The sequence below is a fragment of the Streptomyces sp. MP131-18 genome (assembly GCF_001984575.1).
Lineage (GTDB): Bacteria > Actinomycetota > Actinomycetes > Streptomycetales > Streptomycetaceae > Streptomyces > Streptomyces johnsoniae.
In genome coordinates this window covers 347,692-368,889 of the sequence record NZ_LZNS01000001.1, presented here as the reverse complement: position 1 = coordinate 368,889, position 21,198 = coordinate 347,692, and the positions used below count along the sequence as shown (strand labels likewise).

Sequence of the window (21,198 nt, the reverse complement as noted above, 5' to 3'; positions counted from 1 at the left end):
CTGCACACTCATGGCATACCACTGACATGCCCCCGGAGATGCCCATGCCGTTCCGGAACCTTCATGGCGTCATCGCGCCCGTCATCCTGCCCATGGCCCCGGACGGGGCGGTCGACGCCCGTTCCCTGGAATGCCACCTGCGTCACCTGTTCGACGCCGGGATCCACGGGCTCTGGATGAACGGCACCACCGGTGAGTTCCACGCCCTGGACGTGGCGGAGCGCGCCGTCGCCGTCCGCGTCGCGGCCGAGGTCGCCGCCGGCCGCGCGCCGGTGGTGGCCCACGTGGGCGACACCGCGACCCGGCTCGCGATCCGCCATGCCCGGGCCGCGGTGGACGCGGGCGCCGACCAGGTGTCCGTCATCGCGCCCTACTTCGCCGAGCTCGGCCGCGAGGAGCTGCGCGACCACTACCGCCGGATCGCGGAGGCCGTGGGATTCCCGATCCTCGCCTACCACATGCCGCGGCTGACCAAGTTCGCACTGACCGCGGACTGTGTGGTGCGGCTGGCGCAGGAGGGGGTGCTCGCCGGGATCAAGGACAGTGACGGCGACATGGCCTGGTTCCGGCGGCTGGTGCGCCGCTCCGCGGCGGCCGGCTCGGAGCTGCGGTGCTTCACCGGCGGCAGCGCCATCAGCGACCTCTCCCTGTTCGTCGGGGCCTCCGGGGTCACCTCCTCGCTGGCCAACCTGACCCCCCGCCACCTCGTGGCGCTGTACGACGCCGCGCGGGCGGGCGACTGGGCGCGGGCCCGGCAGATGCAGGACCAGCTCGACGACCTCCTGGAGGCGATGCGCCTGGCACGCCGGGCGCCGACTCTCTCCACGGTCGTCAGCACCTACAAGTTCGTACTCGCGAGCCTCGGCCACATCGACGCCGACCACGCCGCGGAGCCGCTGGCCCTCCTCGACGGGGACGAGCGGCAGCGCCTCACCTCGACGGTGGTGCCGATGGTCCGCGAGCTGGAGTCGGCGGTTCGCGCGAAGGAGCGTGGAGATGACACCTGAACGGAATGCAGGCCGGGCCCTGAACAGACGGGACCTGCTGCGCGGCGGTGCCGGGCTGTTCGTGGTCGCCACCGCGTCCGGCTGCGGCTTCTTCGACACCGACCCCGCGGGGGAGGAGAGCAGCTCCGGGGCGAAGGGCAAGGAGGCGCCGTCGCTGCGCGAGCGGGTCGAGCGAGGCGAACTGCCCCCGGTGGAGGAGCGCCTGCCCGACAGCCCGCTGGTGGTCGAGCCGCTGGAGCGGACCGGCGTCTACGGCGGCACCTGGCACTCGGCGATGCTCACCCAGGAGGACGTGTCCTGGCTGCGCTACACCCTCGGCTACGAGCCACTGGTGCGCTGGGCCCCGCATTGGGAGGGCTCGGCGGCCACCGAGATCCTGCCCAATGTCTGCGAGAGCTACGAAGTGGTGGACGGCGGCAAGGAGTACGTCTTCACCCTGCGGCGGGGACTGAAGTGGTCCGACGGCGAGCCCGTCACCGCAGACGACTTCGACTTCGCCTTCAACGACTACAACATCTACTCCGAGCTGCACCCGGACTCCATCTACACGCTGTGGCTCTCCCAGTCCGGGGAGCCCGCGCGGTTCGAGAAGGTCGACGACCACACCGTTCGCTACATCTACGAGGAGCCCAAGGCGGGCTTTCTGGAGCAGATCGCCGGCACCTCGGGCGTGGTGATGTGCCTGCCCAAGCACTACCTGAGGCAGTTCCACGCCAAGTACAACGACGACGCGGAGGGCGTGGCCCAGGACGCCGGGATGAACCGGTGGGTCGACCACATCGTGGTCCAGGCGGACCCGTGGGCGAACCCCGGACTCCCCACCCTCAACGCCTGGCTGGCGCAGAACGAGGTCGGCGAGGGCCCCTCCGTGATCGCCGAGCGCAACCCGTACTACTGGAAGGTCGACCCCGACGGCAGTCAACTGCCCTACATCGACAAGATGGTGTGCGAGGTGGTGCAGGACGTCGAGGTCGAGGTGCTCAAGGTCTCCAACGGCGATCTGGACATGCAGCTCTACCACTTCGGCACCATACGCAACAAGCCGGTGGTCGCCGCCAGCCGGGAGGAGGGCGGCTACGAGCTGATCGACTTCGTCCCCAGCACCGTCAACACGATGGTCATCGGCTTCAACCAGACCCACCCGGACGCCGCCCGGCGCGAGGTCTTCGCCAACAAGAACTTCCGGATCGGCCTGTCCCACGCGATCAACCGGCAGAAGATCATCGACACCCTCTTCGGCGGACAGGGCCATCCCTGGCAGTGCGCGCCCATCCCCGGCAGCGACCTGCACGACGCGGAGATGGGTGAGCAGTACACGGCGTACGACGTGGACCTGGCGAACGACTACCTGGACCGCGCCGGCTACACCGAGCGCAACGGGGACGGCATCCGGCTGCGCGAGGACGGCGAGGCCATCTCGTTCAACGTGCTCGTGGTGTCCGACTATGCCGACCAGGTCGACGCGCTCGACCTGATCCGCGCCGACTGGCGGGAGGTGGGCGTCGAGGCGACCATCCAGCGGATGGCCGAGACGCTCTACTGGGAACGGGTCGAGGCGGGCGAGGCCGAGGCGTCCACCTGGACCGGTGGCCCGTTCGACATCCGTACCGGCGCCGGCGGCAACCACTACTACCTGCCGTCCAATCCGCGCGGCTCCTCGCGGTTCGCCTCCGAATGGGCCAAGTGGTACACCCGCCCCGGCCGGGACGGCACCGAGCCGCCGGAGCGGATCAGGCAGCAGCTCGAACTCTTCGACGAGATGCTCGTCACCTTCGACGCGGCGGAGGCCACCGCCCTCGCCCGGCAGATCCTGGAGATCACCAAGGAGGAGTTCTTCTACATCGGGATCTCCACCCCGCCCACCGAGTACGGCGTGGTGAAGACGAGCTTCCACAACGTGCCGGACTCCTTTACCGGTTCCGTGGCCTACCAGGCCCCGGGACCGAGCAACCCGGAACAGTACTTCATCTCCGACGAGGCGTGACGGAGGCGGGGAGAGAAAATGCTCACGTTCCTCGTCCGGCGCCTGCTGCTCATGGTCGTGACCCTGTTCGCGATCTCGCTGGTCTCCTTCTTCATCATCAGCCTGCCGCCCGGCGACTACGTCTCCACGCTTGAGGCGCAGGCCGAAGCAAGAGGCGAGCTGATGAGCGACGGCGAACTGACGGCGCTCCGGGCGAGATACGGCCTCGACCAGCCCTTCTTCAGTCAATACTGGACATGGATCTCCAATATCGTCCTGCACGGAGACTTCGGCCAGGCGTTCGCCTGGAACGGCAGGCCGGTCTCCGATCTGATCTGGGACCGGGTCGGCCTGTCGTTCTTCCTGTCGGTCAGCACCCTGCTGTTCGTCTGGGCGATCGCCTTCCCGATCGGCATCCTCTCCGCCGTGCGGCAGTACTCGACCGGCGACTACCTCGCCACGTTCTTCGGGTTCGTCGGCATGGCGATCCCCGAGTTCATGCTCGCCCTGCTCTTCATGTACATCGGAATGCGGTACTTCGGCCAGAGTCCCGGGGGACTGTTCTCACCGGAGTACCAGGACGCGGCGTGGAACCTCGGGAAGCTGCTCGACCTGGCCTCCCACATGTGGCTGCCGGTGCTCATCATCGGCATGTCCGGGACGGCAGGACTGATCAGGATCACGCGGGCGAACCTGCTGGACGAGCTGTACAAGCCCTACGTGGTCGCCGCCCGCGCCAAGGGCCTGCCCGAGTGGAAGCTGCTGCTGAAGTATCCCGTGCGGATGTCGCTCAGCCCCTTCTTCAGCACCGTGGGCTGGCTGCTGCCCGGCCTGATCAGCGGCGAGACCATCATCTCGATCGTCATGAGCCTGCCCACGACGGGGCCGCTGCTGCTCGGCGGAGTGGAGAACCAGGACATGTACCTGGTGGGCAGTTTCGTGCTGATCCTCAGCGCCCTCACCGTCGTCGGCACGCTCATCAGCGACCTGGCGCTGGCCTGGTGGGACCCCCGCATCCGGTACCGCTACGAGGGAAAGTGAGCGCGCATGCTGTCATGGCCCCGTGCGCTGTCCAGGAAGGGACGGCGGGACACCGGCGGCGGCTCCTCACCCGAGGAGTCCGCGGCGCGGGAGGCCGGCGCCGACCCGGAGCTCGGCCGCGCCTCGCAGTGGCGCCTGGTCTGGCGGAAGTTCCGCAAACACAAGCTGGCCGTCGGCGGCGCGGTCGTGGTCCTGGCCGTCTACCTCGTCGTCGTCTTCGCCGAGTTCCTGGCGCCCGCCTCCGCGAGTGCCACCGACGAACGGCTCACCTATGCGCCGCCGCAGACGATCCAGGTGGACTTCAGCTTCTCCGACGGCCTCGATTTCTACGTCTACGGGTACGAGACCCGGCGGGACCCCGAGACGTTCGAGCAGAAGCACACGGTCGACACCTCGCAGAAGATCCCGCTCCGGCTCCTCCCCCGCGGGGAGTCGTACGAGATGTGGGGCCTCATCCCGATGGACCGCCACCTCTTCGGCCCGGTGGACGCCGACCAGCGGGCCTACTTCCTCGGTGCGGACAGATCCGGGCGGGACCTGCTGTCGCGCATCATCCACGGCGCGCGGGTCTCGCTGTCCATCGGGCTCATCGGAGTGGTCGTCAGCTTCGCGCTCGGACTGTTCTTCGGCGGCATCTCCGGCTACTTCGGCGGGGCACCCGACACCGCCATCCAGCGGCTCATCGAGTTCCTCATGGCGATTCCCACGCTGCCCCTGTGGCTGGCGCTCTCGGCCGCCGTGCCCCCCGACTGGGGCCCGCTGATGCGCTACTTCGCCATCACCACGATCCTGTCGGTGATCGGCTGGACCGGCCTGGCCCGGGTGGTGCGCGGCCGCTTCCTCTCCCTGCGCGAGGACGACTTCGTGATCGCGGCCCGGCTCGACGGGTGCGGCAGACGCCGGATCATCTTCCGCCACATGGTGCCCTCCATGTCCAGCCACGTGATCGCCTCGCTGAGCATGGCCGTGCCCGCCATGATCCTCGGCGAGACCGCCATGAGCTTCCTCGGCCTCGGCCTCCAGTCCCCGGCGGTCAGCTGGGGCGTGCTGCTCCAGGAGGCGCAGAACGTGCGGACCATCGAGACCGCGCCGTGGCTGATGCTCCCCGGCCTTGCGGTGTTCGTCACCGTCCTCGCCATGAACTTCGTGGGCGACGGGCTGCGCGACTCCGCGGACCCGTACAAGTGACACCGCCCGTACCGAGCCGAAGGAGAAGCCGTGAGCGAGACCGTCCTGCGGGTGAGGGGCCTGCGCACGCACTTCACCCTGGACGACGGCGTCGTCAAGGCCGTGGACGGCGTCGACCTGGACATCGCCCGCGGGGAGACGCTGGCCGTGGTCGGCGAGTCGGGATGCGGCAAGAGCGTGATGGCCCGCTCGATCCTCCGCCTCGTCGACCGGCCCGGGCGGATCACCGGGGGCGAGATCTGGGTCAGGCAGCCCCCGGACGGCATGGTCGACCTCGTGTCCGCCGACACCCGGGCCGTCCGCGCCGTGCGGGGCAAGCGCATCGCCATGGTCTTCCAGGAGCCGATGACGTCGATGAGCCCGATGCACACCCTCGGCAACCAGATCGGCGAGGTCATCCTGCTCCACGAGCGGGTCACGAAGGCCGAGGCCCGCAGGCGCACCATCGAGCTGCTCGGCCGGGTGGACATCCCCGACCCCCGGCGCCGCGTCGACGAGTACCCCTTCCAGATGAGCGGGGGCATGCTCCAGCGGGCGATGATCGCCATGGCCCTGGCCTGCAACCCGGAACTGCTCATCGCCGACGAGCCGACCACCGCCCTGGACGTCACCACCCAGGCCCGCATCCTGGAGCTCCTCCGCTCCCTCCAGGACGACTTCGGCATGGCGGTCATGCTGATCACCCACGACCTGGGGGTGGCGGCGCAGATGGCGGACCGCGTCGCCGTGATGTACATGGGCAACGTCGTCGAACGCGGCGACGTCGTGTCCGTCTTCCGCTCCCCCCGCCACCCGTACACGAAGGCGCTGCTGCGCTCGATCCCCAGGCTGGGCACCGGGGCGCGCGAACGCCTCAGGCCCGTCCGCGGCATGGTGCCCCACGCCTACCGCAGGCCGTCCGGCTGCCCCTTCCACTCGCGCTGCGAGGAGTTCATGGCCGGGCGGTGCGACGTGACGGTGCCCCCGCCCGTCGCGGGCCCGGAGCCGGGCCGTGAGGTGCGCTGCCTGCTCTACGAGGGCACCGGGGCCGCCCCCGACCGGGCCGGCGGCCCCGGGAACCACCCGGACAGCCACCGGGAGAGCCGCGAGGAGGAAGGCACGTGAACCCGCCGCCGGGAAAGGATGGTCCCGTGACCAGCACCACCGCAGCCCCGCGCGAGGACGTCGCGCTGCTCGAGACGCGCGGGCTGACCAAGCACTTCCCCCTCCGGCGCGGCCTGCTGGGGCGCGTCGCCGGCCAGGTGCGCGCCGTCGACGGCGTCGACCTGCGCGTCCCCGCCCGGCGTACCGTCGCGCTGGTCGGGGAGTCCGGCTGCGGCAAGTCCACCCTGGGGCGCTGCCTGCTCCGGGTGTACGAGCCGACCGCCGGCCAGATCCTCTTCCGGGACCCCGCCGACGGCGGCACCGTGGACCTCGCCGCGCTCGACGAGGCGGCGCTCAAGCCGTACCGCAGCCAGATCCGCATGGTCTTCCAGGACCCGTTCGCCTCCCTGAACCCGCGGATGACCCTGCTCCAGATCGTCGGCGAGCCGCTGCGGGTCAACCGCGGTCTCGGCCGGGAGGAGCTGGAGGAACAGGTCGCGGAGCTGCTGCGCCGGGTCGGCCTGCGCCCCGAGCACATGCGGCGCTACCCCAACGCGTTCAGCGGCGGCCAGCGCCAGCGCGTCGGCATCGCGCGGGCGCTGGCGCTCTCCCCGCGGCTGGTGGTGGCCGACGAGGCGGTCAGCGCCCTGGACGTGTCGGTGCGCGCGCAGATACTCAACCTCCTGAAGGACCTCCAGGACGAGGAGGACCTGACCTACCTCTTCATCTCGCACGACCTCGGCGTGGTCGAGTACATGGCCGACGAGGTGGTGGTCATGTACGTCGGCAGGATCGTCGAGACCGGCGCCACGGACGAGCTGTACGGCCGGCCGCTCCACCCCTACACCGAGGCGCTGCTGTCCGCCGTCCCCGACCCGGACCCGACGGCGCGCCGCCAGGAGCGCATCGTCCTGCGCGGCGAGGTCGCCGACCCCTCGCGGGTGCCGGCCGGCTGCCCCTTCCACCCGCGCTGTTTCCACGCCCGCGACCGGTGCGCCACCGAGGTCCCGGCGCTGCGCGAGATCCGGCCCGGCCGCAAGGCGGCCTGCCACTTCGCCGAGGAGCTCGAACTGAGGGGAGTCCGCTCGTGAACGATCCGCGTTTCGACGGCGTGGTCAGGACGTCGCCGCGGGACCCGGCGCTGCGGGAGGCGCTGCTGCCCGTGCGCCACCCGGGCGACAGCCACGCGGCCAACCTCCTGGAGCTGGACGACGGGGACCTGCTGTGCGCGTGGTTCAACGGCCCCGAGGAGGGCGACCCGGGCACCGACATCGTCCTCTCGCGGCTGAGCCGGGGCGGGGAGCGCTGGTCACAGCCGCTGCCGCTGGCCCAGGACCCGGAGCGTTCCGAGCAGAATCCCGTCCTCGCCCAGGACGCCGAGGGCACCGTGTGGCTGTTCCACCCCTCCAACACCCCGCACGACCAGAAGACGGCGCGGCTGATCGTGCGCACCTCGCGGGACCGCGGCAGGACCTGGAGCGAACCGCGCGTCCTCTTCGAGGGGCCCGGCATCTTCGTGCGCAATCCGCCGCTGTTCCTTCCCGACGGCTCCTGGCTGCTTCCCGCCTACTGGTGCCGTCCGGGCGGTGAGCACAGCACCGTCATGATCAGCCAGGACGGTGGCGGGACGTGGCGCGAGCACGACCTGCCGGACAGCGACCACCTGGTGCAGATGACCGCCGTGCAGCGCGCCGACGGAAGCCTGTTCGCGATGTTCCGCAGCCGCGCCGCGGACCGGATTCACGCCTCCGAGTCCTTCGACCTGGGCCGGACCTGGCAGCCGCTGACCAGGACCGAGCTGCCCAACAACAACTCCGCCGTCCAGCTCACGCGGTTGGCCGGCGGCGCCCTCGCCCTCCTCTACAACGACGCCACGCTGGAGCGCGACCAGTTCCGCTGGGTCGGCGAGGGGGCGGGGCGGCGGAAGAAGGCGCTGCGCACCCCGCTGACGCTCGCGCTGTCCGAGGACGGCGGACGCACGTGGCCCTACCGCCGCGACGTCCAGACGGCTGATGAGGAGTACCGGGACAGCCAGCTGGGCTACTCCTACCCCAGCATCGTCCAGACCCGCGACGGGGCGCTGCACCTCGCCTACTCCTTCCTCCGCAAGACGATCAAGTACGTGCGGCTCGACGAGGACTGGGTCAGGGTGGCGGCCCCCGGGCCGGGGGAGAGCCGCTCGTGACCGTGGAGCGTTGGGGGGTCTTCGAGGTCGCCCTCGACGGGCCGGTGCGCGGCAACCCGTACACGGACGTCCGGCTGAGCGCCGTGTTCCAGTACCGCAACCGGACCGTGGAGGCCGACGGCTTCTACGACGGCGACGGTCGCTACCGCATCCGGTTCATGCCGGACCGGGTGGGCACCTGGACTTACGTCACCCGCTCCGGCACGCCCGAACTCGACGGGCGGCGCGGCACGTTCGACTGCGTCCCGCCAGGCCCGGGCAACCACGGCCCGGTGCGGGTGACCGGCACGCGGTTCGAGTACGCCGACGGCACCCGTTACCTCCCCCTGGGCACCACCTGCTACCACTGGACGCACTACGCGGACGACGCCTTCGAGGAGCTGACCCTCCGCTCCCTCGCCGCCTCGCCGTTCACCAAGGTCCGCATGTGCCTGCTGCCCACCAGGCATATGACGCCGCCGCTGCTCGCCTTCCCCGGTGACACCCCGGGCGCGCTCGACCGCACCCGCTTCGAGCCCAGGTTCTTCGCCCGTTTCGAGCGGCGGGTGCGCGACCTGCTCGCCCTCGGCATCGTGGCGGACGTCATCCTCTTCCACCCCTACGACGAGGGGCACTGGGGCGTCGACGACATGAGCCGCGAGCAGGACCTCTTCCTGCTGCGCCACACGCTGGCGAGGCTGTCCGCCTACCGGAACGTGTGGTGGTCCATCGCGAACGAGTACGACTTCAACCGTGCCAAGACCCTGGAGGACTGGGACCGGCTGGGCCAGTTCGTCCAGCGGCACGACCCCTACCAGCGTCCGCGGTCCATCCACAACGGCACCCGGATGTACGCCTACGAGCGGATCTACGACTTCACCCGGCCCTGGACCACCCACCAGAGCATCCAGCACTGGGACGCCCGGCTGACCGGCGACTGGCTGGCGGGCTGCCCCAAGCCGGTGGTCATCGACGAGATCGGCTACGAGGGCACGGTCGAGCGGCGCTGGGGGAACATCACCGCCCGCGCGCTGACCCGCCAGTTCTGGCACGCGGCCGTGGCCGGCGGGTACGTGGGGCACGGCGAGTGCTACCCGGACGCCGACCGCGGCGGCGCCGCCTGGATCTCCAGGGGCGGCCGACTGCGCGGCGACAGCGTGCCGCGCATCGCGTTCCTGCGCCGGCTGCTGGAGGAGGGCCCGGCGGACCTTCCCGCGGCGCGGCGGCGGGGGGAGTACTGGCTGGAGTACTTCGGCGACCGGCAGCACGCCCACCGGGACGTCCGGCTGCCGGTCGGCGCCGCGTACCGCGTCGACCTGGTCGACACCTGGGGCATGACCGTAACCCCCCTGGACGGCACGTACCGCAACAACGTCCGGGTGGCGCTGGGCGGCCGGCAGGACATGGCTCTGAGGATGCGGAGGGTGGAGTGAACGACGCCGCGAACCGGGTGCGCCCGTCCGATGAGGTGGAGCGGTGGGGCGTCCTGGAGCTGCCCCTGCCCGGCCCGCCGCCCGGGCCTGGGCCGGGCCCCGAGGTGGTCTTCGTCCACGGCGGGCGCCGGTTCACCGCCGCGGGCTTCACCGACGACTCGGGCCGGCGCGTGGCCCGCTTCATGCCGGACGAGGAGGGCGTGTGGCACTACCGCGCCGCCGGCACGGAGGGCACCTTCGTGTGCACCCCCGCCGGGCCGGCCAACCACGGCCCGGTGCGGGTCCGCGGGCTCCGCTTCCACCACGCGGACGGGCTCCCCTTCCACCCACTCGGCACCACCGTGGCCCAGGTCACGCGGCCCACCCTGCGGGCGCTGGCGGCCGGCCCGTTCAACCGGGTCCGCCTCCGTTGCCCGGCCGGCGTGCCGCTCATCCGGCTGGAGCGGCAGGTCCGCGGCCTGCTGGCACTGGGCATCGAGGCCGAGGTGCCGCTGCACGGGCGCGACATCGCCGGGACCGTCGCCCGTCTCGCGGCGTTCCGCAACGTCTGGTGGTGCGCGCCACGCGACCCCGAACTCCAGGCCACCATCCTGGAGTTCGACCACGGCCGCCACCCGCTGACCGTCCACGGCAGCCCGGAGACCGACTTCGGCGCGCCCTGGATCACCCACGCCAGCGTGCGGCACGAAGAGCCGCGGGCCGTCGCCGGACTCGTGGCGGACCTGCGCAAGCCGGTGATCCTGGACGACTGCGGCGCCGAGGGCGACGCACAGACGCCCCGGCTGAGCCTGCCGGCGCCCGAGCTGGTCTCCCGGATCTGGGAGGGGGTGTGCCAGGGCGGCTACGCCACCCACGGCGAGTCCTACGGCTCCCGGCCCTGGCGGACGCACGGCGGCACCCCGCACGGCGAAGCCCCCGCCCGCATCGCCTTCCTGCGGGAGATCCTCGCCGACGCGCCCCCCGGCCTGCGGCACAACCCCGCGTACTACGACGCCTCGACGGTCGAGGTGCCGGGCGAGTACTGCCTGACGTACCTGGGCCCGCACCGCTATCCGGCGCGCCACTTCCGGATGGGCGAGGGGACCTGGCGGATCGAGGTCATCGACGTCTGGAACATGACGGTCGGCGCGCCGGTGACCGTGCGGGCCGACCGGTTCGACGTGGAGCTTCCGGCGCTGCCCTACCACGCGGTGCGCATCCGCCGGGCGCCCGCGGCGTGAGCCGCGCGGCGTCCGGCGGACCCGGCCGTCACCAGTCGAAGCCGGCCTCCGCCTGGGCGCGGATGTAGTTCGGGATGTCCACGGTCTCCGTGATGGTGAGCGCGGAGGAGACGGACAGCCCGTCCTTGAGCACGTGCTGGCGGAAGACCATGTACATCGGGATGTCCCAGTACTCGGTCTGCTCGTAGCCGGTCACCACGGCGTTGTCGCCCCAGAAGACGCCGGAGGTGTCGATGCCGGCGAGCGCGGGGGAGGCGCTGCCGAAGGCGTCGACGACGGCGTCGGAGCGCAGCGCGGGCTTGATGCCGTACGAGGAGAGCGCGACCTGCGCCTCCTCGGAGACCAGCCACTTCACGACGTCGAGTGCCTGCCGCCGCTTGTTCGACTGCGGCGGCACGTAGGCCGCGAGGGTGTTGGGCTGGTACGTGGCCTCGTCGCCGCCGCCCAGCACGGGCACGGAGGTGAGGGCGAGGTCGACGTTCTCCGCCAGGCCCCGCCACTGCTCAAGGTCCGCTGGGTCGATGTATATCTCGTTCAGCGCGTAGGAGTTGAACTTCCAGAGGGTGTCGACGGCCATGGCCACGTGGCCGGTCTGGAAGAAGTCGTCCACCGTGGTGAAGATGTTCCGCGGGATGAACAGGAAGCGCTCCATGTTGGCGCCGAGACGCTGCCACCCCGCCGAGGTGATGTCCACCCGGACGTCCTCCGGCGCGGGGTTCTCGCTGCCGGTCGGCAGGAACGGGTAGCGCCCGAGCTGGTTGTAGTCCAGGTAGTTGTCCGGGTGCTGGAGGTAGCCCTTGTAGGCGACCAGGTCCACTTCCCTGGTCAGCCGCTCGGCCAGCCGGAACGCGCGGTCGTACGTCATGCCGTTGGTCGGGTACGGCACGCGGAAGCGGTCGAAGATCTTCTTGTTGTGGAGCAGCACGAAGTCGTCGACGAACAGCGGCACCCCGTAGACGCCGCCGTCCGAGCGGGCCCTGATCAGCTCCACTGCCGCCGGGTTGAGGGTGCCGAGGTCGATGCCGGCGTTCGCCAGGTCGCCGGTGAGGTCGCTCACCCACCCGCGCGGCTCAAGCTCCCGGTCGATCCGCCGGCGCGGGTCGTCGATGATGATGTCGGGGACCACCCCCGCCGCCTCAAGATCCTCGTACCGGATCGGCTGGTCCCAGACGGCGACCTTCAGCGGGACGTCGGGGAACGCCGCGGCGAGCCCGTTCCCTATGACGGTGTCGAAGAAGCCGGCCAGCTCGAACGGCTTGTAGTTCGCGACGAAGACGAACAGCTCGTCATCGCAGACCTCGAACGGCTCGTCGTACTGGTTGGGGACCGGGGTGCAGACCGCTCCGGACCTGGTGGCATACCGGCTGGGTGCGGCGTGCGGGGCCACTGCCGCGCCGGCCGTGCCCGGCGCCAGGAGCGGCGCGCCGACACCGGCGGCGCCCGCGAGAGCGCCGGCGCCGACGAATTTCCTGCGGGAGAGCCGCCGGGCCTGCCGGTCGGCCTTCGAGTCCTCACTCATGGTCACACTGCTCCTTCTGCCGGGGGATTCGGTGGGAGACGCTCAGTTGTGCACGAGTGGCATACCATATGAATGCCATTATCCTGCGAGGTGCGGCAGGGGCGTCAACACTCGTGCAGCGTCTGTCTGCACTGCCGGACGAAAGGGGAGCCATGGACACCTCCGGGGCGGCGCGCACGCTGCGCGTCGAGGGCGAGGGGATGATCCTGGAGATCGAGGCCGACGGCCCGGCCGTTCGGCTGAGCCTGTCGGGGGAAGACGGCCGCTATCTCGCCGCCGGCCTCGGGGACCTGCTGGCCGTCTCCGTCGGACGGCCCTGGAGCCTGGCCTTCCCCGGCGCGCGCGAGCCCGCCGTCCGCCGCTCCGGCGCCGGGCTCACGGTGCGCTGCGGGGTCGGCCCGCTGGTGGCCGAGGCCACGTTCGCCTTCGGCGACGGCGCGCTGCACACGGAGGTGGTCTGGCGCAACGCGGGCGCCCGCCCGCTGCGGGACGTCGCGGTGGGCCTGGCGCTGCCCCTCCCGGGCGCCACGGCAGCGTCGGTCACCCTGCCCGGGGTCCTCTACCGCGGCAACCCCTCCGCCGACCCCGACCGCGTCGTGCCGAGGCTCGGCGTGGGGGCGCACGGCGGGCTCGTCGTCGAGGAGCACCGGCTGCCCGTCCCCGGCGTCCACGCGGAGTGGCCCGGGACCACCGGCCCCCGTTTCCTGACGCTGTACGCGCTCGACCCAGGCGACGGCTCCCTGGGCGCCCTCGCGCCCGTCCCGGGCGAGGGGACGGCGCTGCTCGCCCTCAGCGGCCCGGTGATGTTCAACGGCGAGCCGGACGTCGCCTACACGCACAAGGCGGCCACCGCGCCCCACCCCGGCGGCTACCGCGACCTCGCCCCCGGTGCGGCCATCACGCTCCGGCACGCCCTGCGCTGGGGGCGGCCGAGCCGCCCCGGCCACGGCTTCCGCGACCTGGTCCACCACGGGCTGCGGCGGTACGCGCCGTCCGGCGCCCGGCCGCTGTCGCTGGACGAGATCGTCGAGCTGAAGACCGCGGCCCTGGACCGCCGGTGGCACGACGCGGCGGGCGCCGCCGGGTACCTGAAGTTCCACGGACCCGGCCATGCGCCGGGCTTCATGTACGGCTGGACCGGCCAGTGCCTGCGGCTGGCGTGGTGCGACGCGCGCCTCGGCCTCGAACGCGGCGAGGAGTGGCGGCTGAGGCGCTGCCGGCGCGCGGTCGACTTCTACCTCGACGGCAGCGCCCAAGGGGCGCCGCCCGGCCTGCGGCTGAGCTTCCACCACGTCGGGGACGGCCGCTGGACCGGTTTCGAGCGCCACGGCCGCCCTGTCGTCTCCGCCCGCGCGTTCGGCGACACGCTGGGCGATCTTGCCGACGTGATCGTGCTGCTGCGCGACCACGGCCGCGCCGTACCCGATCGCTGGCTCCGCGCCCTGGACGAAGGACTCGGCGCCGTCCGCCGCGGCCTGCTCCCCGACGGCCTGGTACCGCTCGGCTGGGCGCTCGACGACGGGGAGCCGCTGCCCGAGCCGCCGGGCGCGGCGGGGCTGCCCTGCGTCCTGGCGCTGCTGAAGGCCCAGCGGGTGACGCCCTCGCCGGCGCTCCTTCGCGACGCCGCCGGCCTGCTCCGCCGCTACCAGCGGGCCCACGCGGACGACTTCGCCACACCCTTCTCCCACGCCACCCTGGATGCGGCGTGCGAGGACAAGGAGGGGGGCATCGCGTTCTTCCTGTGCGCGTACGAGCTCCTGCTGCTGACCGGCGAGAGCCGCTACCGCGAGTGGGCCGCGGCGGCGGCCGACTGGCTCCTCACCTGGGTCTACCAGTGGAATCCCACCTACCCGCCGGGCTCCCCGCTGCGCGAGCGCGGCTTCGCCGCCGCCGGGTGGCCGGGCGTCAGCGTGCAGAACCATCACGTGGACGTGTTCTTCCCGGTCCACGAGCTGGCCCGCTTCGGCGACCTGACCGGGCGTCCGGAGTACACCGACCTGGCCGACACGATGATCCACGCGATGGGCCAGGGCATCTGCGCCCGGCCGGGGGAGTGGGACTTCGCCCACCCGGGCGAGCAGGCGGAGGGCTTCTTCCCGACCAACTGGCAGGCGCGGGGCACCAGCAACACGTGGGACCCGTCCTGGGTGACGGCCCAGGTGCTCGCCGGCGCCCTCCGCCTCCGCGGCGCCCCGGCGGCGGACGGCTGACCCCCGCCGGGGAAGCGGCTCAGAGTCCGAGGCGGGCCGGGCCGGGGCGGTGGACGCCCGCGGGACGGTAGCCGAGGGCCTCACCGATGCCCAGGTGGTCGGCCAGCAGCCAGGCGATCGCCAGCCACATCTCCGTTCCCTGGAGGCCCGGTTGGTGGCGCGGTCCGGCGCCGGGCACCAGCGCGAAGGCGAAGCCCTGCCCGTCCCGCCAGCCGCCGAGCAGGCGGTCGAGCTGCCGGCGGGCCCACCGCCGGCCCTCGTCCAGCCGGTGCGCGGTCTGCCGGGCGCACGACCAGAGCGGATGGATGACGTCGAGAACGTTGCAGGCGTCGCCCCGGCCCGCTCCGAAGAACGCGGTGTCCGCGCTGTGGGTGAGGACGGTGTCCACGGCCCGCTCCGGGTACGGCAGCCCCAGCCCGAACTGGGCGAAGGTGCCCCGGGAGAGCCGGTAGAGGCCGTTGACCGGCTGGAGCCAGCGGTCGGCCGCGCCGGGGCGGCCCCACAGGCCGTGCCAGGGGTCGGCGTGGGTGAGCAGCCAGCCGAAGAGCGTGTCGGCGGCCGGTGCCCGCAGGCCGAAGTCCTCCAGGTTCACCAGGACCGCCGTGCCGACGCCGTCCACCCAGTGGCCGGAGCGCCAGGCAGCGCGTTCCCACGGCAACGCCTCCAGCCGGTCTGTCAGTTCCGTCGGGGTCAGCTCGTGGACCGCCCGCACGGGGTGCTCGAAACCGGAACCGAGCAGTTTGAGCGCGTAGCCGACGCACAGGATGTGGTACATCGCGCTGTCGTCGTCCAGCGTCGCCGGCCCGCCCCCGTGCTCGGGAACGAGGCCGGTCCGCCGGTCCTGCGCCCCGCGCAGCCGGGCGACCAGGTCGCCGGTGTCGATGCCGGGCGGCGGGCCGCCGAGCAGCAGGTGCGCGATCTCGACGGCGTCGCAGTCCGCCCGGACGGTGCGGGGCGCGCCCGGCCGGTCGGCGAACGCCGGGCTGCCGTCCGGCGCTTCGGCCAGGCAGCGGGCCAGCACCTCGGGCGCCTGCTCGCGGGCGCGCGCGGCGAATCCCTCCAGTCGCGCCTCCAGGCCGGTCGGCCCCGCCGCTGGGGCGGCGGCGCGCGCCGCCGGGGGGTCCCTGCGGTCGCGCAGCACCCGGGCCGGATTGCCGGCGGCGACCGACCACTCCGGCAGGTCGCCGGTGACGACCGCGCCCGCGCCGACGACGCAGTGCGCGCCGATGGAGACCCCGTCCAGGACGACGGCGTGCGAGCCGATCCACACGTCGTCGCCGATCTCGATTCCCTTCGAGACGAGCGGCTGCTTGTGCACGGGCCGGTCGGGGGCCATCGAGTGGTTGAAGCCGAGCACGGAGCTGTGCGCCCCGACGCGTACCCCGTCGCCCATGCGCACCCTGCCGCGCACGACCGTGTAGGGATTGACCGTGCAGTTCCGGCCCATCGTCACCTCGTCGGTGACGTACGCGTGCGCGGCGACGTACGAGCGTTCCCCCATGTGCAGCCGGTCGGTGAAGACTCCCGCCCACGGCGACACGTAGACGTCGCCGGTGAGTTCCGTCTCGCCGCCCTGGTCGGCCAGCCGTTCGGTCAGCCGCCGCTGCCACGCGCGCTGCGCGTCGCGCTCCGCGTCGGTGGCGGAGCCGAAGTACAGCCAGGGGCACCAGTCGTGGCGCCCGGGCACGGCACGGGGGTCCGGGGTGTCAGATGGCGTCATGGGGCTCGTCCCTCCGGGTCGGTTCCGGCCGGGACACGTCGTCCAGGACGAGCCCCTCGACGTGTTCGAGCCGGTCGGCCTCGTCCAGCGCGGCGAAGGAGCAGTCGGCCAGCCGGAGACCGCGGATGGGGGCGTGCGGGTAGCCGCGCGCCAGGAGCGCGCGCCGGGCCTGCCCCACGGTGACGTTGCGGACGCCGATGTCCCCGACGTGCGGGGGGTAATCCCCGGTGTCGCCCTCGCCGCGGTGGAAGTCGCAGGTGAGGAACTCCTTGGTGAGGTGCGTGACCGAGAGGTCGTCCAGCTGGACGTTCTCGGCGAAGCCGCCGCGGACGGAGTTGGTCTTGATGTAGAGGCCGAAGTACAGGCCGGGGCCGCCGATGCGGCAGCGGCGCGCGAAGACGTTGCGGATGCCGCCGGTCATGTCGCTGCCCAGGGTGATGGCGCCGTAGCGGTGGAGCATGACGCAGTCCTCGATGAGGATGTTCTCGCTGGGCACGTTCACGCGGCGGCCGTCGGCCTCCCGACCCGACTTGACGGCGATGCAGTCGTCGCCCGCGTTGAAGACGCAGCCGCGGATGACCACGTCCCGGCAGGACTCCGGGTCGCAGCCGTCGTTGTTGGGGCCGATGCTGTCGACGGTGACGTTCTGCACGAGGACGTTGCGGCACAGCACCGGGTGCATGACCCACATCGGGGAGCGGACGAACGTGACGCCCTCGACGAGGACGTTCTCGCAGTCGTACGTCTCCAGGAAGTTGGGGCGGAAGTGGTGGCCGGCGGCGTAGACCCGCTCCGCCACGGGGTCGCCCCGTTCGGCCTGCGCCCACAGCTGCGGCCAGTCGTCCTCCTGCTGCGGCATGCCGGGCCGCCAGCCGAACTCCTCCTGCCCCGACCAGGGCCACCAGTGGTCCGGGTCCGCCCGCCCGTCCAGCACGCCGGCGCCGGTGACCGCGATGTTCCGCTGGCCGTGCGCGTAGACGAGGGGGGAGTAGCCGTACGTCTCCACCCCCTGGAACCGGGTGAGGACGGGCGGCAGGTACGCGGCCGGATCGCGGCTGAACGCGAGCGTGGCGCCTGCGTGCAGATGCAGGTCCACCCCCGAGAGCAGCCGTACCGCCCCGGTGGCGTAGGTGCCCTCGGGGACGATGACGTGGCCGCCGCCCGCGGCATGGCAGGCGGCGATGGCGCCGGCGATGGCCGCGGTGCAGTCGGTGATCCCGTCGCCCACGGCGCCGTGGGCGGTGACGGGGAACTCCCGGTCGGGGAAGCGCGGCGGTCGCACGCGCGCGGCGATGGCGTCGGCCTGCCGCCGGGCGAGGTCCGCCGGCGAGGCGGTCACGCGCCTCCTCCATCGCCGGCGTCCGCGCCGTTGATCGTGACCTCGCGCAGCACCAGACCCGTCACGTTCTCGGTGACGTACCCCTCCTCGATACCGGCGAAGGCGCAGTCGTGCAGCAGCACGTCGCGGATGGGGTTGGCGTCGTTGCCCAGCAGGTTCCACGCGAGCGAGCCGGATTCGGCGGTGAGGTGGTGCACGGAGATGCCGTGCACGTCCGGGTAGTGGTCGCCGGTGTCGATGTTCTCGTAGTCCAGCGCGATCTCGATCACGGCGTCGCCGACCGTGCCGACAGTGATGTCGGTGAAGACGATGTCGGTGATGTGACCGCCGCGGTTCGGGTTGGACTTCAGGCGCAGCGCCCGGTCGAGCTGCGGGCTGTCCATCCGGCAGTCGCGGGCGAGGATGTTGTGCACGCCGCCGGTCATCTCGCTGCCGATGGTGACGCCGCCGTGGCCGTCGCGCATCTCGCAGCCCTCGACGAGCGCGCTGTGGCAGGGCACGTTCACCCGGCGGCCGTCGGCGTCACGCCCGGCCTTGAAGGCGATGCAGTCGTCGCCGGTGTTGAAGACGCAGTCCTTGATCAGGACGTAGGCGCAGGACTCGGGGTTGCAGCCGTCGTTGTTGGGGCCGTTCGGGCTCTCCACCCTGACGCCGCGGACGGTGACGTTGCGGCAGAGCACGGGGTGGATGTTCCACATCGGCGAGTCCTTGACCGTCACCCCCTCGATGAGGACGTTCCGGCAGTCGTAGAACTGGATCATGTTGGGCCGCAGGTGGTGGCCGCCGCCGAAGATCCGCTGCTCGACGGGCACGCCCTCCTCGGCCCAGGCGCGCAGGGTGCGCTTGTCGATGCTCTCCGGGGAGTCGCCGCCGTCCTCGCCCCTGGTCCAGTCCCACCAGTGGGTGTCGTCCGCCCGTCCGTCGATCACCCCGCTGCCGGTGAGCGCGATGTTCCGGCAGCCGTGGGCGTAGACGAAGGGGGAGTAGTTGAGGCACTCGATGCCCTCGTAGCGGGTGTGGACAGGAGGCAGGTACGCGGCGGGGTCCCGGCTGAAGCGGAGCGTGGCGCCCGCGGCGAGGTGCAGGTCGATGTTGTCGCGCAGGTGCACGGCGCCGGTGAGGTAGGTGCCCTCGGGAACGATGACGTGGCCGCCGCCCGCGGCGTGGCAGGCGGCAATCGCGCTGGCGATGGCCGCGGTGCAGTCGGTCGTCCCGTCGCCCACGGCGCCGTGGTCGGTGACGGTCACGGTGCGGCGCGGGAACCGGGGCGGGCGTATCCCCGCCATGATCCGCGCCGCCTGCGCGTCGCTCGGCCGCCGGGCCGGTGCGCCGGCGGCGGCCCCGGTCCCGGCACCGAGGGCGAGCGCCGCGGTCGAGCCCGCGCCGAGTATGAACGTCCTGCGGGCGGGGCCGGTCGCGGCATCGGGGCGCTCCGGTCCTTCGTTGCGGCTCACCACGACCACTCCCGGTCCGGGACGTGGAGGGCGCGGGGGCGCCGCGGGGCATTCGGTTCCAGGGTGCGGGGACTGTACATCGGTCGCGATCTGCCTTCCGGTTCTATGCCTACGAGGTCGTCGCCGCGCCACCGGGCGCGGAAGATGTGCCCGGCCGCGGCCTCGTCGGTGGTGGACTCCGCGAGGGGGAACGTGACGGTGATCCGCTCGCCCGCCCGGGGGCGTTCGAGGCGGAGGAAGCCGTCCGGCGCCCACAGTCCGGCGTCCCGTCCTGAGGCGGTGACCGCCGGTCCTGAGGCCGGGTGCCGGGCGACGGCGAGGTGGGCGTAACCGGCCCAGGGCGGCACGCGCAGCCGCAACTCCCGGCAGTCGGCGCGCACGTGGAGGTCCACCCGCCCCTCGTAGGGCAGATGACTGAGCACGTCGACGAGTGCGCTGCCGCGGTTGAGCAGCAGGTTGACGCGGAGGAGCCGTTCGTCGCCGGTGACCACCGCGTTCCAGCCCGTGAACAGGCCGCGCACCCCGGAACCGACGCAGCACGCCTGGACGTCGCTGGTGTGACCGCGGCCGAGCACCACGTCGGAGACGTAGTCGTTGGGCGCGCCGTAGCCGGCGAACGCGCCCCGTACCCGCTCCCCGACGCGGTGGTGCGTCTCCCAGCCCGGTGTGTCGAGCGAGCGGTCGGGCGCCGAGCGGACCCAGTCGGTGTCGGTGAGCTGGGAGGCGGCGAGGTGGTTGCGCAGGAAGCGCTCGACCACGGTCCAGTACGCGGTGTGCCCGGCGCGGGCCAGGGTGGTGCCGATGCCGATCAGATCGACGAGCGAGCAGGTCTCGTGCTCGTAGCGCTGGTCGGCCAGGTCGCCAGGGGTCCAGCCGAAGGCGGTGGCCTGCGTCAGCGCCCAGTCGAAGGCGTTCTTCACGAACTGGGTCAGGGAGTGGTCGCCGCTGAGGACCGCGTACCGCGCGATGCCGTCCAGCGTGCCGAGCCGGGTGTGGAAGTGGCCGCTGCGGTAGGCGAGCGCCGGGTTGAAGCTGCCGTCGGAAAGGAACACGCCGCTCTTCTCGGTGATGAGCCGGGTGAACCAGCCGCACAGTTCGAGGGCGTCGGCGCTGCCCGTCGCCTGGTGGTGGCGGAGCAGCGGCATGATGAGCCGGCCGCAGAACGAGGCGGGGTCGGGCGCCAGTCGGAGGTGGACCGCGTTGTCCGAGGGCCAGCCGCGGGGGGTGTATTCCGACGCGGGGTAGTACCACACGTCGCGCTCCTTGACGGCGATCCGCCGCAGGGCGGCGACGAGCCGGTCGGCGGCCCGCCGCGCCCGTTCGTCGCCGCTGTCCACGTACCAGGTGGTGAGCGCGAGGAGGGTGGCGCGCTGATCGATGAGGTTGGCGTGCGCCGCCCAGTGGCCGCGGGGGTGCGTGCGCCGGTAGCTCAGCCCGTCGTCGGCCAGCAGGTCGAGCAGGGTGGCCTTGTAGCGTTCCTCGGTCTCCTGCCACCAGGATGCGCCGGTCATCTGCCGGGCGAGGACGCAGGCGTCGGTGAGGCGGCCGTGGCTGGAGCCGTAGTCGTAGTCGCCGTGCACCAGCGAGGCCGGTTCGGCGAGGAGGTTGGCGCTGAAGAAGGGGATATGGCCGAGATCAGGGTCGGCGAGTCCGGTGACCGCGTTCATCGCCTGCTCGGCGCGCTCCTCCAACAGCAACGTTGCCGGAATGCTGGGCATGGGTCCGTCACACCGTTCTCAATGTTCGAACGAACACGAATGCCGGACAGGCTAGGAGTGGTGGTCGTCGCCGTCAACAAGGCCGGGCATCTGGATAGATATTCACCTCCCGCGCCACCGGCGCTGTTGACGCGGACGG

Annotated in this window: 15 protein-coding genes; 10 read left to right on the top strand and 5 right to left on the bottom strand. The window is 72.1% G+C overall.

From position 1 onward, the window contains the following. Positions 1 to 44 precede the first annotated feature (44 nt). From STBA_RS01770 to STBA_RS01730, 9 genes are read left to right on the top strand one after another with little or no spacing between them, the layout of a single operon-like run. The gene (locus tag STBA_RS01770; protein WP_077057544.1) at positions 45 to 1,007 is read left to right on the top strand and encodes a dihydrodipicolinate synthase family protein; all 963 of its coding nucleotides are present in this window, start codon (positions 45 to 47) and stop codon (positions 1,005 to 1,007) included. Continuing rightward, complete coding sequence (locus STBA_RS01765; RefSeq protein ID WP_079251646.1) at positions 997 to 2,991, top strand: ABC transporter substrate-binding protein; 1,995 nt, start codon at positions 997 to 999, stop codon at positions 2,989 to 2,991. The genes STBA_RS01770 and STBA_RS01765 overlap by 11 nt, the downstream gene beginning before the upstream one ends. Positions 2,992 to 3,009: 18 nt before the next feature. Beyond that, positions 3,010 to 4,011 carry an ABC transporter permease gene (locus STBA_RS01760; protein ID WP_077057543.1) on the top strand — a complete coding sequence of 334 codons (1,002 nt, stop codon included), beginning with the start codon at positions 3,010 to 3,012 and terminating at the stop codon, positions 4,009 to 4,011. Positions 4,012 to 4,017: 6 nt separating this feature from the next. Then, positions 4,018 to 5,199 carry an ABC transporter permease gene (locus STBA_RS01755; protein WP_079251645.1) on the top strand — a complete coding sequence of 394 codons (1,182 nt, stop codon included), beginning with the start codon at positions 4,018 to 4,020 and terminating at the stop codon, positions 5,197 to 5,199. Between the two features lie 30 nt (positions 5,200 to 5,229). Then, complete coding sequence (locus tag STBA_RS01750) at positions 5,230 to 6,303, top strand: ABC transporter ATP-binding protein (RefSeq protein ID WP_077057542.1); 1,074 nt, start codon at positions 5,230 to 5,232, stop codon at positions 6,301 to 6,303. A gap of 26 nt (positions 6,304 to 6,329) precedes the next feature. Beyond that, positions 6,330 to 7,373 (top strand): oligopeptide/dipeptide ABC transporter ATP-binding protein, encoded by a 1,044-nt coding sequence (locus STBA_RS01745; protein WP_077057541.1) that lies wholly within the window; start codon positions 6,330 to 6,332, stop codon positions 7,371 to 7,373. Next, positions 7,370 to 8,467, top strand: a complete 1,098-nt coding sequence (locus tag STBA_RS01740) for a sialidase family protein (RefSeq protein WP_077057540.1) — start codon at positions 7,370 to 7,372, stop codon at positions 8,465 to 8,467. The genes STBA_RS01745 and STBA_RS01740 overlap by 4 nt, the downstream gene beginning before the upstream one ends. After that, positions 8,464 to 9,879, top strand: coding sequence for a DUF5060 domain-containing protein (locus STBA_RS01735; RefSeq protein WP_107484958.1), 1,416 nt, complete (start codon positions 8,464 to 8,466; stop codon positions 9,877 to 9,879). The genes STBA_RS01740 and STBA_RS01735 overlap by 4 nt, the downstream gene beginning before the upstream one ends. Beyond that, complete coding sequence (locus STBA_RS01730; RefSeq protein WP_171987616.1) at positions 9,876 to 11,099, top strand: DUF5605 domain-containing protein; 1,224 nt, start codon at positions 9,876 to 9,878, stop codon at positions 11,097 to 11,099. Before STBA_RS01735 ends, STBA_RS01730 begins: the two co-directional genes overlap by 4 nt. 28 nt (positions 11,100 to 11,127) lie before the next feature. On the opposite strand, the gene STBA_RS01725 is transcribed toward STBA_RS01730, so the two are convergent. Then, positions 11,128 to 12,618 carry an ABC transporter substrate-binding protein gene (locus tag STBA_RS01725; RefSeq protein WP_077057538.1) on the bottom strand — a complete coding sequence of 497 codons (1,491 nt, stop codon included), beginning with the start codon at positions 12,616 to 12,618 and terminating at the stop codon, positions 11,128 to 11,130. A 152-nt stretch (positions 12,619 to 12,770) separates the two neighbouring features. Here STBA_RS01725 and STBA_RS01720 point away from each other — a divergent pair, with 152 nt between their 5' ends. Then, a complete protein-coding gene (locus STBA_RS01720) occupies positions 12,771 to 14,828 on the top strand; it encodes a hypothetical protein (protein WP_171987615.1) in 2,058 nt (685 codons plus the stop codon). Positions 14,829 to 14,847: 19 nt separating this feature from the next. Here the strand turns inward: STBA_RS01720 and STBA_RS01715 are convergent, their stop codons facing one another. Genes STBA_RS01715 through STBA_RS01700 form a run of 4 tightly spaced genes read right to left on the bottom strand, consistent with a single transcriptional unit; the run spans position 14,848 to position 21,059 of the window. After that, positions 14,848 to 16,548 carry an acyltransferase gene (locus STBA_RS01715; RefSeq protein WP_077057537.1) on the bottom strand — a complete coding sequence of 567 codons (1,701 nt, stop codon included), beginning with the start codon at positions 16,546 to 16,548 and terminating at the stop codon, positions 14,848 to 14,850. After that, positions 16,535 to 17,887 carry a glycoside hydrolase family 28 protein gene (locus STBA_RS38575; protein WP_077057536.1) on the bottom strand — a complete coding sequence of 451 codons (1,353 nt, stop codon included), beginning with the start codon at positions 17,885 to 17,887 and terminating at the stop codon, positions 16,535 to 16,537. The genes STBA_RS01715 and STBA_RS38575 overlap by 14 nt, the downstream gene beginning before the upstream one ends. After that, positions 17,884 to 19,344, bottom strand: coding sequence for a glycoside hydrolase family 28 protein (locus tag STBA_RS01705; RefSeq protein WP_216355901.1), 1,461 nt, complete (start codon positions 19,342 to 19,344; stop codon positions 17,884 to 17,886). The genes STBA_RS38575 and STBA_RS01705 overlap by 4 nt, the downstream gene beginning before the upstream one ends. Continuing rightward, positions 19,338 to 21,059 (bottom strand): beta-L-arabinofuranosidase domain-containing protein, encoded by a 1,722-nt coding sequence (locus STBA_RS01700; protein ID WP_077057535.1) that lies wholly within the window; start codon positions 21,057 to 21,059, stop codon positions 19,338 to 19,340. Before STBA_RS01700 ends, STBA_RS01705 begins: the two co-directional genes overlap by 7 nt. Positions 21,060 to 21,198: the final 139 nt, after the last annotated feature.

Coding starts and splice junctions, on each gene's coding strand:
- STBA_RS01770 (WP_077057544.1), top strand. CDS start 45: ATGCCGTTCCGGAACCTTCATGGCGTCATCGCGCCCGTCATCCTGCCC.
- STBA_RS01765 (WP_079251646.1), top strand. CDS start 997: ATGACACCTGAACGGAATGCAGGCCGGGCCCTGAACAGACGGGACCTG.
- STBA_RS01760 (WP_077057543.1), top strand. CDS start 3,010: ATGCTCACGTTCCTCGTCCGGCGCCTGCTGCTCATGGTCGTGACCCTG.
- STBA_RS01755 (WP_079251645.1), top strand. CDS start 4,018: ATGCTGTCATGGCCCCGTGCGCTGTCCAGGAAGGGACGGCGGGACACC.
- STBA_RS01725 (WP_077057538.1), bottom strand. CDS start 12,618: ATGAGTGAGGACTCGAAGGCCGACCGGCAGGCCCGGCGGCTCTCCCGC.
- STBA_RS01720 (WP_171987615.1), top strand. CDS start 12,771: ATGGACACCTCCGGGGCGGCGCGCACGCTGCGCGTCGAGGGCGAGGGG.
- STBA_RS01715 (WP_077057537.1), bottom strand. CDS start 16,548: ATGACGCCATCTGACACCCCGGACCCCCGTGCCGTGCCCGGGCGCCAC.
- STBA_RS01700 (WP_077057535.1), bottom strand. CDS start 21,059: ATGCCCAGCATTCCGGCAACGTTGCTGTTGGAGGAGCGCGCCGAGCAG.